This window comes from Halomonas sp. LES1 (assembly GCF_031846005.1).
GTDB lineage: Bacteria > Pseudomonadota > Gammaproteobacteria > Pseudomonadales > Halomonadaceae > Halomonas.
In genome coordinates this window covers 135,830-150,462 of the sequence record NZ_JAVRGC010000008.1, presented here as the reverse complement: position 1 = coordinate 150,462, position 14,633 = coordinate 135,830, and the positions used below count along the sequence as shown (strand labels likewise).

The following is a 14,633-nucleotide window of genomic DNA, read 5'->3' as shown; positions in this document are numbered from 1 at the left end:
GGTTCGTCGGCGTGTCTTGTTGCCGTACACGTTTGTCGTGGGAGTGCCGCACGAGTTCCACTTTTCAGGTAACGGAGTGTTACGGAGAGGAGCTGTCGGCGGCGAGTGTGGCTGGTGGATCCTGACCGGTGGGCACCCGGGTCAATCACCTGGTGGAGGGTGTCCCTCCACCGATCGAGCCTCCCGAGGCGCGGTGATCGTCGGCAGCTCCTTCCAGCGCGTCGTCCAGCGGGGTGAGCGGTTGGCGCAGCGCAGGTGCCAGGCGGCGCTGGGGGAGGGCATCCCGAGCTTGATGGTGCCGCGACCCATGCGCTGGTTAAGGGCATCCAGGGTCGCCATCAGCTTCTCGCTGCGCTCGCGCTCCGCGGCACTCTGGGGCGACTCCAGCAGCGACATCTGTTGCCGATTGGCGTCGATCAGGTCGATCAGCATCACCCCGGCCTTCATGAAGCGGTAGTGCGGCCGGTAGATGGCGGCGAAGGCCTGACCGACCGCGTGCAGGATCTCGCGGCTGTCATCGGTGGGGCGTGCCAGCTCGACCACGGCGCCGGGCGAATACTGCGGCAGGTCCTGCCGGTGGCGGTTGGTCTTCAGGAAGACGTAGACGGCCCGGGCCAGGCTATCCTGGGTGCGCAGCTTCTCGGCACCGCGCTGGCCGAACTGGCGCAGCGCCTCGTGGATCTCGTCGCGGTTGTCGGTCAGCCTGCCGAAGGAGCGCGAGGTCATGATGCGCTGTCGGGGCTCGTCGGTGTCGTTCATCTCGGTACAGGGCACGCCGCGCAGCTCTAGGGCGGTGCGCTCCAGGGTTACCGAGAAGCGCCGGCGAATCGCCTTGGGGTCGGCCTGGGCCAGATCCCAGGCCGTGCGGATATCCATCAATGCCAGTCGCTCCACCAGGCGGCGGCCCACGCCCCAGACCTCGCTCAACTCGGTTCGCTGCAGGAGACCCGCCATTTCGACGCTGCCCGCCGAGAGCACGCAGACGCCCCGGTAGCCGGGCACCTTCTTGGCCGCCCGATTGGCCAGCTTGGCCAGGGTTTGGGTCGGCGCCACGCCGACACTCACCGGGATGCCGGTGAAGCGTCGCACCTTGTAGTGGAGCTCGCGGCAATGGCTCAGCAGCTGCTTCTGCTCGAAGCCGTCGAAGCGCACGAACATCTCGTCGATCGAGTAGGGCTCCACCCCGGCGGAGAACTCCTCCAGCACCGCCTGCACGCGGGCGGACATATCGCCATACAGCTCGTAGTTGGAGGAGAGCAGCCGGATGCGCCCCTGGCGCAGCAGCCCCTTCAGCTCGAAGGCCGGGGTGCCCATCGCCACCCCCAGCGCCCTGAGCTCGCTGGAGCGGGCGATCACGCAGCCATCGTTGTTCGAGAGCACGCCCACCGGTAGCCCCTCCAGCCGGGGCTGGAAGACTCGCTCGCAGCTGACATAGAAGTTGTTGCAGTCGACCAGGCCGATCATGGCTACACCGGATATTCGTGGATGACCGAACGCACCACGCCCCACACCTGGCAGTCGAGGTCCTCGAGCGGGATCGGCGGGTAGGCCGGGTTGGCGGAGCAGAGGTAGGGTTGGCGGCCCTGCAGCTGGTAGCGCTTTACCGTGATCTCGCCCTCCACCAGGGCCACCAGGATGTGCCCCGGTCGCGGCTCGATGGAGCGATCTATCAGCAGCAGGTCGCCGTCGTGGATGCCCAGCGGGTCCATGCTGTCGCCGGTCACGGTCATGAAGAAGCTGGCCGAGGGGCGCTTCACCAGCCGCTCATTGAGATCCAGGGTACGCCCCTCGTAGTCCTGGGCGGGGCTCGGAAAGCCGGAGACGCCGGCCCGCGTCAGCGCCAGGGGATGGGGCAGCGCCAGGCCGGGTGGCGTCGGGTGGGCGGGAATCAGGGTGTCGATGGTCATCGGGTATCTCCTCTTGATGCTGTTGTTTTATACAGTATAGAGGGGTGGCAATACCATGCTTGTGACCGTTCGGTCGATCGACCGATCGAGCCGGGCAGCCTGGCTCGCCCCCGAGCCGATGGGCCGCGAGCCGCTCCGTCATCGGGCTCACTGCCTTCCGCAAGACAGGGGATCCATTGGGTCTGGCGCGGAGCTAATGATTTTTCTTATATAACAAAAGGTTATTTCAACTTTGTGGTTTTGCTGACTGGTCGATGGCGCGTGCGAACTGTGCCCGAAACACGCTGATAAAGTCCTGGGCGAGGCGGGAGAGGGGCTGCTCTCGGGGCGTTAATAGATAGAAGGTGTCGTCGAGCTCGGCGGCGAAGGGGCGTATCGCCAGGCGCTCGTCGGCGAATACCCGGGCGTTCAGCGGGTCGATCACCGTGATGCCGGCGCCTTGTGTCACCAGGCGGGCAGCCTGCAGGGCCAGCGATACCTGCAGATGGCGGCGGGGGCGCACGCCTGCGGCCTCGAGCAGCCGGTCCAGGGCCCGTCGGCTGGGGTCCTGGGGCTCGTAACAGATCAATGGCTGGTCATGCAGGTCGTCGAGGGTGATGCTCGACTGCGCCGTCAGTGGGTGGTCGGCGGGCAGCAGGCAGACGTTGCCGAGGCTGAAGGCCTCGCTCTCTACACGCTCGTCGCCGCCACCCAGCATGGCGAAGCCAAGGTCGGCGCGCTGGGTCACGATATCCTCCACCACCTGCTCGGAGCGGAAGGTGGCGAGCTCGACCGGGGCCTCGCCATGGCGCGGTGTGAAGTCCGCCAGCACATCGGGCAGAAACCCCATGCCGAGCAGCGGCATGGCGCTGATGCGCAGCCCTCCGGTTTCGCGCTCCTTGATGCGCCGGGCGGTGGCGCGCAACCCTTCCAGCCCGCTCCATACCCGGAGCAGCTCACGATGAAAGAGGCGCGCTTCGGGAGTTGCCACCAGCCGGCCCCGGCGGCGCTCGAACAGCGTGAAGCCCACATCATGCTCGAGCTGCTTCACCAGTCGAGTGACGCCGGGCTGGGCGATCAGCATGCGACGTGCCGCGCCGGAAACGCTGCCGCACTCCATCACGTGCTGGAAGGCTTGCAGCTGACGGTCGCTGAGTCGTGGCGTTTCCATAACAATTCCATATGGAGTGGGTTGGTATTGGTATTAGATCGTATGGGATGGCTGGCCTATCGTCGAGGTATGGCAGTGACGGAGCATGGGTAATGCCGCAGGATTTTCTCATCATCGGCGGAGGCGTGGTTGGCATGGCGGCGGCCTATGGGCTGGCCCGTCGTGGGCGGCGCGTTACTGTGCTCGATGAGCATGACGGCTCGCTGCGTGCCTCCCGTGGCAATGCCGGCCTGGTCTGGGTGCAGGGCAAGGGGAGTGGCATGCCGCGCTATGCCGAACTCTCGCTGCACTCGAGCGAGACCTGGCCCGAGTTCGCCGAGGAGCTTACCGCGTGCACCGGGATCGACCTCGAGTATGAGCGGCGCGGCGGTGTGGACCTGTGCTTCGATGCCGAACAGGCCGAGGCCCTTCAGGCGGAGTATCGGGCGCTGTACGCCTCCATGCCGACACTTGAAGCAGTGCGCTGGTCCTATCTCGACCGGGAGGCGTTGCTGGAGCATCTGCCGGGACTTGGCGAGAGGGTCCACGGTGGCACCTGGTCGCCCCACGATGGCCACTGCAACCCGCTCTCCCTGCTGCGTGCCCTCTATGCTGCCTGCCAGGCGCTGGGTGTCGACTACCGGCCCGCCACCCCGGCCAGCGAGATCGAGGCCACGGATGCCGGCTTCACGGTGCGTACCCCCGGGGGAACCTTCACATCGGAAAGGCTGATTCTGGCCGCCGGCCTGGGAGGGCGGCAGCTGGCGCCTGCCCTGGGGCTCAGTGGCCGCGTTCGCCCGGTGCGTGGCCAGGTGCTGGTGACCGAGCGGCTGCCCCAGGGCGGACGGCTGCCGAGCCCGCAGATTCGTCAGACCGCCAGCGGTGGTTACCTGATCGGCGACGTGCTGGAGGAGGTCGGCGACGACACCGGGGTGACGCTCGAGACCATTCACCAGCTGGGGGAGCGCGCGGTGCAGATCTACCCCGACCTGGCTCGGGCCCGACTGGTGCGCACCTGGGGGGCGCTGCGCGTGATGACCCCGGACGGTAACCCGGTCTACGAGGCCTCGCGTCGCTTTCCCGGGGCCTACAACCTGAGCTGTCACAGCGGCATCACCCTGGCGGCCTTCCATGCCGAGGAGCTCGTCGCGGCCATCGACAATGACCGGCTGGAAGCGGCCTATGGCGACTTTTCAGGAGCGCGTTTCGATGTTCAAGCAACTGGATAGCGCGGCCTCCACCGGAGAGGTGACGATCTGGCTGGAGGGCCACTCCCATCGTGTGCCGAACACTTTCAGCGTGGCCGCGGCGTTGCTGTGGCTCGAAGGCGCCGCGGGCTATCGCCGGCATGTCGACGGCAGCAACCGTGCGCCGCTGTGCATGATGGGCGTGTGCCATGAGTGCCTGATCACCGTCGATGGTGAACCCAATCGCCAGGGCTGCCTGGTGCCGGTGGCCGAGGGAATGCGGATCGAGCGTCAGTGGAGGGCCTTATGAGCGAGACGCGGATGCGCCACGCCGAGGTGGCGATCATCGGTGCCGGCCCGGCCGGCATGGCGGCCGCCAGCCGTCTGGCCGAGGCCGGCGAGAGGCCGGTGGTCTTCGATCTGGCGCAGAGCCCCGGAGGCCAGATCTACCGTCAACTCGCCGCTCCCCAGGTGGGGGAGGCGGTGATGGGCGCCGACTACCTGCGGGGCCAGGCCCTGCTGACGCGCTTCGCACATTCACGAATCGATTACCGGCCGGGCAGCCGGGTGTGGTGGGCTCAGCGTGAAGGGCAGGGCACCACCCTCGGCGTGCTGGCGAGCGGCAAAGGCGAGCTCTGGCAGGTACGCCAGCTGGTCGTCGCCGGCGGCGCCATGGAGCGCGGTTGGCCATTCCCGGGCTGGCAGTTGCCGGGGGTGATGCAGGCCGGGGCCGGTCAGATCCTGCTCAAGCAGGGTGCCCTGGTACCCGAGGCGCCACCGGTGCTGGTCGGCACCGGCCCCCTGCTCTATCTGCTGGCCTGGCAGTACCTGCGCGCCGGCTGTCCGCCAAGGCTGGTGCTGGACGCCGCCCCGCGCTCGCGTTATTCGGCGTTGCTGCGCCAGCCGCTGGGCACCTGGCACGCTCGCCACTATCTGCTCAAGGGGCTCAGGATGATGGGCGCGCTGCGCCGCGCCGGCGTCACGGTCAAGCAGGGGTTCGACGCCCTGGAGGCCGAGGGCGAGGGGCATCTTGAGGCCGTGAGCTATCGCCTGGCCGGTCGCTGGCAGCGCGTCGAGACACCGCTGCTGCTGACTCACTTCGGTGTGGTGCCGGAGCCTCAGCTGGGGCGCGGGCTGGGGCTCGGCTTCGCCTGGCATGCGGGCCAGCAGGCCTTCGTGCCCGAGCGCGATGCCGATTCGCTGGCCGCCGGCCCGGGCCTGTGGCTGGCCGGCGACGGTGCCGGTATCGGTGGGGCGATCAACGCCGAGCGCGAGGGGCATCTCACGGGCCTGTCGGTTCTCGAGGCTCAGGGCGAGAGGGTCGGCGAGGAGCGCGCTTCGCTACGCCGCGCTCGGGCGCGTGACCTGGGCGCTCGCAAGCTGCTGGATGCGCTGTTCCGGGTGCCGGAAGGCTGGCTTGCCGCCCAGCCCGAGAAGACCCTGGTGTGTCGCTGTGAATCCGTGTCGCTCGGTGAGATCAACGCCGCCATGGGGCAGGGGGCCGCCGGTCCCGGCCAGCTCAAGGCCTTTACGCGCTGCGGCATGGGGCCGTGTCAGGGGCGCCTGTGCGGTGAGAGTGTCAGCCGACTGCTGGCCAGCCACCAGGACGCTTCCATGAACGCCGTGGGCTATTACCGGGTCCGCCCGCCACTGCACTCGATCACCCTGGGGGAACTGGCGGCCTCACCCGCGCCGCCTTCCTCCTGAATTCCTTTCCGTCGTTGTGACGGGATGCGGCGTCGCCGGATATCTGGTGGTGCCTATCACTGCATCACACGCTTCATCACACAAGCACAAGAGGTGAATTGCCATGCGTATTTCCAACTCCTTCGGTCTACTGATTGCGGCGGCGCTTGCCGCGACCCCTGCCATGGCGGATGAGGGGCCGCTGCGGATCGCCGTGGATGTTCCCTATATTCCCTACCAGTATCAGGAGCCTGACGGCACCATCACCGGCTTCGAGGTCGAGCTGATCGATGCCGTCTGCGTCGAGATGCAGCGTGAGTGCGAATGGGTCAAGCAGGGGTGGGACGGCATCATTCCCGGGCTGCTGGCGCGCAAGTATGACTTCATCGCCTCGGCGATGAATATCACCGAGGACCGTGCCCGCCAGGTCCTCTTCTCCGAGCCCTACTACCAGGTGCCCTCGGTGTGGGTCGGTCAGGCGGAGGCCGAGGTCGACGTGGCCGGCGACCTGGCCGATGTCACCGTCGGCGTGCAGCAGGGCACCATTCAGGACCGCTACGTCACCCAGTTCCACCCCCAGGCCGATATTCGCCGCTACAGCGATTCCGGCGGCGTGATCAACGACATGCACTCCGGGCGCCTGGATCTGGTGTTCACCGCCTTCCCCCTGGCTCAGGAAGCCCTGCTGGGCGAGGAGGCATTCGAGCGCCGCGGCGAGCTGATCACCGAGCCGGAGTCGATCTACGGCCCGGGCGTCGGTGCCGCCTTCCGCAAGCGTGATCGGGAGCTGGTAGAGCAGTTCGATGCCGCCATGGCCGAGGTCAAGGCCAGCGGCACTTTCGACCAGCTGCAGGCCAAGTACTTCGGCGAGTGAAATTGACGGAGCGTGCCGGGGCTTGGCCCCGGCGTGTGTTGCACCTACCGGAGCCTTTCCATGGCTGCTAGCTCAATCCCGCTGGAAGTGCGCCATATCACCAAGCGCTTCGGCGATACCGACGTCCTCAAGGGCCTGTCGCTCGAGGCCCGCAAGGGCGATGTCATCACCCTGATCGGCGCCTCGGGCTCCGGCAAGAGCACCTTCCTGCGCTGCATGAACCTGCTCGAACAGCCCGACGAGGGCGAGCTGATCGTCCATGGCGAGGCGATCCGCTTCAAGGAGACGAAGCACGGCCGCGAGCCGGCCGACTGGCAGCAGGTGGTGAACATGCGCGCCAAGCTCTCCATGGTGTTCCAGAACTTCAACCTCTGGGCCCATATGACCCTGCTCGAGAATATCATCGAGGCGCCGGTGCAGGTGCTCGGCAAGCCCAGGAAGGAGGCCATCGAGCAGGCCCACGCCCTGCTCGAGCGGGTGGGCCTGAGCGAGCGCGCCAACGCCTATCCGGCCCAGATGTCCGGTGGCCAGCAACAGCGCGGCGCCATCGCCAGGGCGCTGGCCATGGACCCCGAGGTGATGCTGTTCGACGAGCCCACCTCGGCCCTGGACCCCGAGCTGGTGGGGGATGTGCTCAAGGTCATGCGTGGCCTCGCCGACGAGGGGCGCACCATGATCCTGGTGACCCACGAGATGGCCTTCGCTCGGGATGTCTCCAGCGAGGTGATCTACCTGCATCAGGGGGTGATCGAGGAGTCCGGTCCGCCCGAGGCGGTATTCGGCAATCCGCGCTCGGAGCGCCTGAAACAATTCCTGGCCCCCAAGCACTGAGCCGGCCCACGAGGTAAGTCCCATGATCAATCTTCACGGCTATGGCCCGCGACTGCTGGAGGGCGCGCTGATCACCGTCGAGCTGGCGGTGCTGTCGCTGCTCCTGGCTATCGTGCTGGGCCTGATCACCGCCAGCGCCAAGATGTCGCGCAGCCGGGCGGCCCACGCCATCGGCACCCTCTACACCACCATCATCCGCGGCGTGCCCGACCTGGTGCTGATGATGCTGCTGTTCTTCGGCGGCCAGATCGGCATCAACGCGATCACCGACCAGCTCTATACGCACTTCGGCTGGGATATCTTCATCAACGTCAACGAGTTCGTGGCGGGGGTGATCACCATCGGCCTGATCTTCGGCGCCTACATGGGCGAAACCTTCCGCGGCGCCTTCCTGGCGGTGGAGAGTGGCCAGATCGAGGCCGGCCGCGCCTACGGCATGGGGCCCTGGCTGGTGTTCCGGCGCATCCGCTTCCCGCAGATGATGCGCCACGCCATTCCCGGGCTCTCCAACAACTGGATGGTACTGCTCAAGACCACCGCCCTGGTCTCGGTGATCGGGCTCTCCGACATGGTGCGCGTGGCCGCCGAGGCCTCCAAGGCGACCCGCGAGCCCTTCACCTTCATGCTCATCGTGGGTGCCATCTACCTGTTGATCGCCAGCGTCTCCGAGTGGGGCTTCGCCCGCCTGCAGAAGCGCTATGATGTCGGCTTCGGGGAGGTCAAGTGATGGATGCCCTGATGAGTCGACTCGAGGCCCTGCTGGCCGACAACAGCATCTTCACCCTGCAGACCCTCGGCTACTACGGCGAGGGGCTGGTGACCACCGTGCAGCTGGTGTTCCTGTCGCTGGTGATCGGCCTGGTGCTGGCCGTTCCCCTGGCCATCGGCCGCGGTTCACGGCAGCGCTGGATCAGCCTGCCGATCTTTCTCTACTGCTACGTGTTCCGCGGCACCCCCCTGCTGATACAGCTTTACCTGATCTACTACGGGGTGGTGTTCGTCGAGGGCATCCAGGATACCTGGCTATGGGTGTTGCTCGAGAAGCCCTTCGTGCCGGCGCTGGCCGCCTTCACCCTCAACACCGCGGCCTACACCACCGAGATTTTCCGTGGCGCCATCAAGGCCACCCCCCGCGGCGAGATCGAGGCGGCACGCGCCTATGGCATGACCCAACGCCTTATGCTGCGCCGGATCGTGCTGCCCAGCGCCTTCCGCCGCGCGCTGCCCGCCTACGGCAACGAGGTGATCTTCATGCTCCACGCCAGCGCCATCGCCAGCGTGGTCACCATCATGGATCTCACCGGGGCGGCGCGTTTCGTCTATGCGCGTTTCTATGCCCCCTTCGACGCCTTCCTGTTCGTGGCGGCCATCTATCTGTGCCTGACCTTCGCCATCCTCTACTTCTTCCGCTACCTGGAGAAGCGTCTGCTGGCCCACCTGAGCACACAGGGGGCTCCTACACGTGCACGCCATGCCCGGGGGCTGATGAGGAAAGGCGGTATCAAGGGAGCATCGTGACTAACATTGGCTGCTCCGGCATCCTCGAGAGGGTCGTCAAAACTTTTGCGTGGCGGACTCCAGCCGGCCCTCTGCAAAGCACAGGGTGAAGTGCTCGAGCGGGGCAGTGTCATGTCCACGCAGCAGCAACGTTAGCCGATTGCCGCGAAGCTCGGTGTACTCTAGGCGGGCTGCCTGGCCCTCCAGCCAGGCACTGCCGGTGATATCCTGGTACTTCTGCTTGAGCTCAACGCGGTACTGCCGGTCGTCCGTTCCTGTCCACTCCCATGTTCCCGCCACCTGGGCCGGCACAATCCATAGATAGAGGTTGGTACCATTGATGCGGCGTCGTTCATCTGCTCGCCAGTCGCCCATGTCAAAGGCGTGTGACACGATGCGGGCTCCTGGGCGCAGCGTGCTCAGCAGCCGCGGGCGCAGCTCCACGTTCACCGAGTCGAGAAGGTAGAGCGTGACCACGGTGGCCTCACTGATGTCCGCCGTGAACAGGCTCTCTTCAATGAAATCGACCAGATACTCGACGCCTGTCCAGCCCGCATACTCCATGGCATCGGCGACCCGCAAGGGGTCAAGATCGATACCGATGCCGCGGGCATCGCGGGTTTTGGCCGCGGCAACCACAATTCGACCGTCCCCCGACCCCAGGTCATAGAGTATGTCCTTCCGGCCGACATTGGCCAGGCTGAGCATTTCTTCGATCACCGCTTCATCGGTGGGCACATAAGGCACGTCCAGTAACAGGTCTGGCTCCAGTGAGTCGTTATCAAGGTCACTGACGAGGTCCGTAAACAATGGCGATACCTGTGTGTGGGGGTTTCTGGGGCTATCGGTGGGGCTGTCGCGGCTGTGCCTGGATTCAGGCTGTCACACCGCGGCCGCCGCTTCGGCCGTGCTGGCTCTTGTCGCTGTCCAACGCTTTCCGGTGCCATCCTCTGCGCGACGCGGCACGAATGACCGTGGTTATTCGCTATTCTATTTTGGCGATTATAAAATAACTGATTATTCTATACTGTAATAAGGCGGTAAGGTTCTGGCAAATCGTCGTGTGGCCACCGACCGTTTTTGACCCTGGCAAGGAGGGGGTTGATGAAACAGAACAGCGCTGAGGCGTCCTGCGCAAAGAGCGTCATCACCACGGAGGCCCTGCCGATCAAGTTGTGGCTTGAGGCCAGACAGCTCGATGAGGGGGCGCTGGAGCAGGCGCGAGACCTGGCCAACCTGCCCTATGCGTTCCGGCACATCGCCATCATGCCCGATAGCCACCAGGGCTACGGCATGCCCATCGGCGGTGTGCTGGCCACCCGCGACGCCCTGGTGCCCAACGCCGTCGGCGTGGATATCGGCTGCGGCATGTGCTCTCTGCGGACGAGTCTCGACGCGATTGAGACGGTGGATCTGAAGGCGATCATGGGCCTGATCCGCGAGACGGTGCCCGTCGGGGCTGCACGCCACGAAGCTCCCCAGGATGAGGCCTGGATGCCCAAGCGAGAGGGGCACCTGCCGATCGTGGAGAGCGAATACGACAGGGCGCTGTATCAGATCGGGACCTTGGGGGGCGGTAACCACTTTATCGAGGTGCAGAAGGGCTCGGATGGCCATATCTGGATCATGATCCACTCGGGCTCGCGCAACCTCGGCTATACCGTGGCCAACCACTACCATGCGCAGGCGAAACGCCTGAACGAGGCCGAGGGGGAGCGGGTGCCCCAGGGTCTGGCCCACCTGCCGGCAACCTCCGCGGATTTCGCCCTGTATCGCGACGAGATGAACTACTGCATCGCCTTTGCGCTGGCCAACCGGCGGCTGATGATGGAGCGGGTAAAGCAGGCGTTCGCCGAGGTGTTGCCCGGGATCGAGTTCTCGCACTTTATCAACAAGCCGCACAACTTCGCGGCCGAGGAGGAGCACTTCGGCGAGCGGGTGATCGTGCACCGCAAGGGAGCGACACGGGCCAGGGCGGGGGAGTGGGGGATGATTCCCGGCTCCCAGGGCACCCGCTCCTTCCTGGTGAGAGGCAAGGGCGAGTCCGACTCCTTCGCGTCGTGCTCCCACGGCGCCGGGCGGGTGATGAGTCGTGCCCAGGCCCGCAGAAGGCTGGACTTCAAGGAGGAGGTGAAGCAGCTCAAGCAGCGCGGCGTGCTGCACGCCCTGCGCGGGCGCAAGGACCTGGACGAGGCCCCTGGCTCGTACAAGGATATCGATGCGGTGATGCGTAACCAGACGGATCTGGTCGAGGTGGAGGTCGTGCTGGAGCCGCTGGCCGTGATCAAGGGATGAGCCATCACCGCCGCGCCCCGCTGGCCAGTCGACGGGCATTGCCACTTCCCTTCGATAGCATCTCGATGATGGAAACGCCGCTCTGCCGGTAGCGGGGGCGCCTGGGTGGCTAATCCAAGGGTGTCTCCCGCTCTCCCATTGGCACCATCACAGCCCCAGGGCCTGAATGCGAAGGCTTGCATCGGGTCCCGTGTCGACGCTGAGCCGGACCTTGAAGAGCGGCTCGAGATGATCAGCCGTCAAGCAGGCCGTTGCTGGGCCCGCCGCCTGGCAGCGACCCTCCTTCAGCAACCAGCAGTGATCGGCGAACCGCGCGGCCAGATTGAGATCATGCAGCGCCAACAGCACGCTACGGCCGCGATCCGCTTCCGCTCGCACCCACTCCAGCACCCTGAGCTGCTGGTGGAGGTCCAGCGCACTCGTGGGTTCATCGAGCATCAACACCCGGGGCCGTCGCACCACGGCCTGAGCGATGGCAACGCGCTGGTACTGTCCTCCTGACAGGCTGGCGAGCCGTCGCCCCGCGAGCGCCATGAGCCCCATGCTGTCGAGAGCCGCCTCTACGTGGGCGAGATCCTGGCGACGAACGCGCCCCGGGTGCAGGGTCTTGTACGAGAGAAGCACCGCTTCGTGCACGCTCAGCGCCGCCTGGCTGCCGCCTAACTGTGGAAGGTAGTAGAAGGCTTCGCGACGCTCGGCCGACGACAGGGTGGCGAGTTCCCTCCCGCCGAGGCTCGCCGCCAGCCTGGCCGGTTCGATGCCGGCCAGGGCCCTGAGCAGGGTCGACTTGCCGGCCCCATTGGGTCCCAGCAATACCGTCACGGCGCCGGCGGGGGCCGCCAGAGGCCCCTCGACGGCGAGACGCCCGTCGAGCCCCACGGAGTGAACAAGCAGGTCATCGTCATGCATCAGGAGGGCCTCCGGCGCAAAATCAGCAGGAAGAAGGCGGGCAGCCCGGCCAGCGCGGTGATGATGCCGATGGGCAGCACCAGCCCCGGCACGACGAGCTTGCTGAGCAGGTCGGCGATGCACATCAGGGTGGCGCCACAGAGTGCCGAGAGCGGCAGGAAATGACGCTGCTGTTCGCCTACCAGCAGGCGTGCCATGTGCGGTGCCACGAGGCCGACGAACCCGATGGTCCCGACGGCTGCCACCACCACCGCGGTGAGTAGCGCCATGGCGGCCAGCATACCGAGGCGCAGCCGCGCCACGGGCACTCCCATCGCCTGCGCCTGGATGCTGCCCAGGCGCAGGGCGCCCAGCTGCCAGCCCAGCCGGTGGCTCAGCAGCAGGGTGCCCGCGAGAACGGCGGCGATCAGGCCCAGCTTGAGGCCGCTGGGCCGAGACAGGCTGCCCAGTGACCAGAACACCAGCTGTTGCAGGGCGTCCGGAGAGGCCAGGTACTGCAGCAAGCCGAGCAGGGCGTTGAAGGTGAACATGGTCGCGATGCCCAGCAGGACCAGGGTGTCGAGCCCCACGCCACGCAGGCGACTAAGCGAGTGGATCATGCCGGCCGCCACCAGGCTGAAGACGAAGGCGTTGCCGGCGGCGGCGAGGTGCCCTGCCAGCGGCAGCAGGCTGATGCCGGCCACCACGGCCAGGGCGGCGCCGAAGCTCGCGGCAGAGGCCAGGCCCAGGGTGAAGGGGTCGGCCAGGGGGTTGTCGAGCACGGTCTGCATCTGGGCGCCGGCAACGGCCAGCCCCGCGCCGGCCAGTACCGCCAGCAGGGCCGTGGGCAAGCGAAGTTGCCACACGGTGATGCGGACGAGCGGGCTTGCCTGCTCGGGGGTCAGCAGGGCCTCGAGCACCTGGCCCAGGGGGTGCCCGCCCGGTCCTAGCAGTAGGTCGGCGAGAAAGGCGGCCAGCAGCATGCCGGTGCCGGCGAGCAGCCAGGCCCGGTGGCGAACTTCGCGGCGCTGGAAGCCATCGGCGGCCACCGGTCGGCCCATGGCGATGGCGGAGTCGAGGCTCATGGCGAGGTCTCCTCAAGCGTCGCCCAGACGGCCCCCTCTGCCGACAGTGGCAGGAACTCCTCATGGAGGTGGCGCCACAGTGCCTCGGGCTCGAGGTCGGCCATGGCCTGGGGGTGCAGCCACTTGGCGAGGCGTTGTACCGCCACGAACTGATAGGGCGTGTTGTAGAACTGATGCCAGAGCGCATGGACGCGCCCCGCGCGCACGGCGGACAACTCGGGCCAGCCCAGCCGAGCTTCGGTCAGCGACCGCATGGCCCCGCGTGCTTCACTCGCCGAGGCGTCATAGCCCATGGGGATCGCGGCCTCGCTCAGCTCCTGCCAGTCACCGCCGGTCATGACGATGACGTCGGGGTTCTCGGCCAGTACCCACTCCGGGTGCAGGCGTCCGAATACGCCGGGGATCTGTTCGGCGGCAATGTTGTCGCCGCCGGCCAGGCGCACGACGCGCCCCAGGTTGTCGTCGCCGACACTGCGGCAACACTCCGGGTGGAGGCCGGCCGCTGTCTCCACCAGCACCCTGGGGCGAGTGTCGGGTAGCCGGTCCGCCACGGCCTCAAGGCTTTCCCGACGCAGTGTCAGCAGGGCCTCGGCACGCTCCTCGGCGGCGAATAGCCGGCCGAGAAGACGCACGCTCGGCGCCATGTGCTGGCCCGGTCGGGTCAGGAAGTCGACGAACACTACCGGAATGCCCGCGGCTTCCAGTACCGACAGGGCCGGGCCATCGCGTAGCACAGGCCAGGCGGCCAGGTCGAAGACGATGGCGTCGGGCTCGAGGGCCAGGGCCTGCTCGATGCTGAACTCGCCGTTGGCGGCCTTGCCGAAGGTGGCCAGGGATTCCGCGTGAGGGAAGCGTGCCCGGTAGCGAGCCCAGACATCGCGGTCGAAACGCTTGAGTTCGTTTCGCCAGCCCACCAGAGGCGCGAAGGGATCCTCCGGGCGCAGGGCGGCCAGCGTATAGAGCAGCCGCCCCTCGCCGAGGATCACCCGCTTTGCACCATGGGGAAGGGTGACCTCACGGCCGGCCAGGTCGGTGACCGTGACCCTGTCAGATGAATCTGGCGAGTCCGACTGGGAACTGTCCGACAGCAGGAGCCATATCATCCCCACCACCAGGAACAGCCAGGCCGGGTGTGGACGCCGTATGTGACGCTGGAGAGGGAAGGAGGGCATGGCATCTCCGATAGCGGGTGAGCTGACTGGTGAATCTGACGGGTGAGCGCCCCGCATGCGGCTGGCCGGATGCGGGGCGGGG

Annotated in this window: 15 protein-coding genes; 8 read left to right on the top strand and 7 right to left on the bottom strand. The window is 66.7% G+C overall.

What is annotated here, in order from left to right; translation table 11 throughout:
- Positions 1-141 precede the first annotated feature (141 nt).
- From RM463_RS15585 to RM463_RS15575, 3 genes are all read right to left on the bottom strand, one after another.
- Positions 142-1,464, bottom strand: coding sequence for a Y-family DNA polymerase (locus tag RM463_RS15585; protein ID WP_311430542.1), 1,323 nt, complete (start codon positions 1,462-1,464; stop codon positions 142-144).
- Positions 1,465-1,466: 2 nt separating this feature from the next.
- Positions 1,467-1,907 carry a translesion error-prone DNA polymerase V autoproteolytic subunit gene (locus RM463_RS15580; protein WP_311430541.1) on the bottom strand — a complete coding sequence of 147 codons (441 nt, stop codon included), beginning with the start codon at positions 1,905-1,907 and terminating at the stop codon, positions 1,467-1,469.
- A gap of 226 nt (positions 1,908-2,133) precedes the next feature.
- Positions 2,134-3,057 carry a LysR family transcriptional regulator gene (locus RM463_RS15575; RefSeq protein ID WP_311430540.1) on the bottom strand — a complete coding sequence of 308 codons (924 nt, stop codon included), beginning with the start codon at positions 3,055-3,057 and terminating at the stop codon, positions 2,134-2,136.
- A gap of 92 nt (positions 3,058-3,149) precedes the next feature.
- On the opposite strand from RM463_RS15575, the gene RM463_RS15570 reads away from it, so the two are divergent.
- From RM463_RS15570 to RM463_RS15540, 7 genes are all read left to right on the top strand, one after another.
- Positions 3,150-4,265: an FAD-dependent oxidoreductase gene (locus tag RM463_RS15570; protein ID WP_311430539.1), complete on the top strand. Its 1,116-nt coding sequence runs from the start codon at positions 3,150-3,152 to the stop codon at positions 4,263-4,265.
- On the top strand, positions 4,246-4,533 hold the full coding sequence (locus RM463_RS15565) for a (2Fe-2S)-binding protein (RefSeq protein WP_195689119.1): 288 nt from the start codon (positions 4,246-4,248) through the stop codon (positions 4,531-4,533). Before RM463_RS15570 ends, RM463_RS15565 begins: the two co-directional genes overlap by 20 nt.
- On the top strand, positions 4,530-5,930 hold the full coding sequence (locus RM463_RS15560; RefSeq protein WP_311430538.1) for an NAD(P)/FAD-dependent oxidoreductase: 1,401 nt from the start codon (positions 4,530-4,532) through the stop codon (positions 5,928-5,930). Before RM463_RS15565 ends, RM463_RS15560 begins: the two co-directional genes overlap by 4 nt.
- Before the next feature lie 103 nt (positions 5,931-6,033).
- A complete protein-coding gene (locus RM463_RS15555; RefSeq protein ID WP_195689121.1) occupies positions 6,034-6,783 on the top strand; it encodes a transporter substrate-binding domain-containing protein in 750 nt (249 codons plus the stop codon).
- Positions 6,784-6,843: 60 nt separating this feature from the next.
- Complete coding sequence (locus tag RM463_RS15550) at positions 6,844-7,614, top strand: ATP-binding cassette domain-containing protein (protein WP_311430537.1); 771 nt, start codon at positions 6,844-6,846, stop codon at positions 7,612-7,614.
- Positions 7,615-7,636: 22 nt separating this feature from the next.
- On the top strand, positions 7,637-8,341 hold the full coding sequence (locus RM463_RS15545) for an ABC transporter permease (RefSeq protein WP_311430536.1): 705 nt from the start codon (positions 7,637-7,639) through the stop codon (positions 8,339-8,341).
- Positions 8,341-9,132 carry an ABC transporter permease gene (locus tag RM463_RS15540; protein ID WP_311430535.1) on the top strand — a complete coding sequence of 264 codons (792 nt, stop codon included), beginning with the start codon at positions 8,341-8,343 and terminating at the stop codon, positions 9,130-9,132. The genes RM463_RS15545 and RM463_RS15540 overlap by 1 nt, the downstream gene beginning before the upstream one ends.
- A 36-nt stretch (positions 9,133-9,168) precedes the next feature.
- Here the strand turns inward: RM463_RS15540 and RM463_RS15535 are convergent, their stop codons facing one another.
- A complete protein-coding gene (locus RM463_RS15535) occupies positions 9,169-9,921 on the bottom strand; it encodes a hypothetical protein (RefSeq protein WP_311430534.1) in 753 nt (250 codons plus the stop codon).
- Between the two features lie 294 nt (positions 9,922-10,215).
- On the opposite strand from RM463_RS15535, the gene RM463_RS15530 reads away from it, so the two are divergent.
- Positions 10,216-11,406, top strand: a complete 1,191-nt coding sequence (locus RM463_RS15530) for an RtcB family protein (protein ID WP_311430533.1) — start codon at positions 10,216-10,218, stop codon at positions 11,404-11,406.
- 147 nt (positions 11,407-11,553) lie between these two features.
- Here RM463_RS15530 and RM463_RS15525 read toward each other — a convergent pair whose 3' ends face one another.
- From RM463_RS15525 to RM463_RS15515, 3 genes are read right to left on the bottom strand one after another with little or no spacing between them, the layout of a single operon-like run.
- The gene (locus RM463_RS15525; RefSeq protein ID WP_311430532.1) at positions 11,554-12,315 is read right to left on the bottom strand and encodes an ABC transporter ATP-binding protein; all 762 of its coding nucleotides are present in this window, start codon (positions 12,313-12,315) and stop codon (positions 11,554-11,556) included.
- Positions 12,315-13,379 (bottom strand): iron ABC transporter permease, encoded by a 1,065-nt coding sequence (locus RM463_RS15520; protein WP_311430531.1) that lies wholly within the window; start codon positions 13,377-13,379, stop codon positions 12,315-12,317. Before RM463_RS15520 ends, RM463_RS15525 begins: the two co-directional genes overlap by 1 nt.
- Entirely contained in the window at positions 13,376-14,551 is a 1,176-nt protein-coding gene (locus tag RM463_RS15515) for an ABC transporter substrate-binding protein (RefSeq protein ID WP_311430530.1), read from the bottom strand. Before RM463_RS15515 ends, RM463_RS15520 begins: the two co-directional genes overlap by 4 nt.
- Positions 14,552-14,633: the final 82 nt, after the last annotated feature.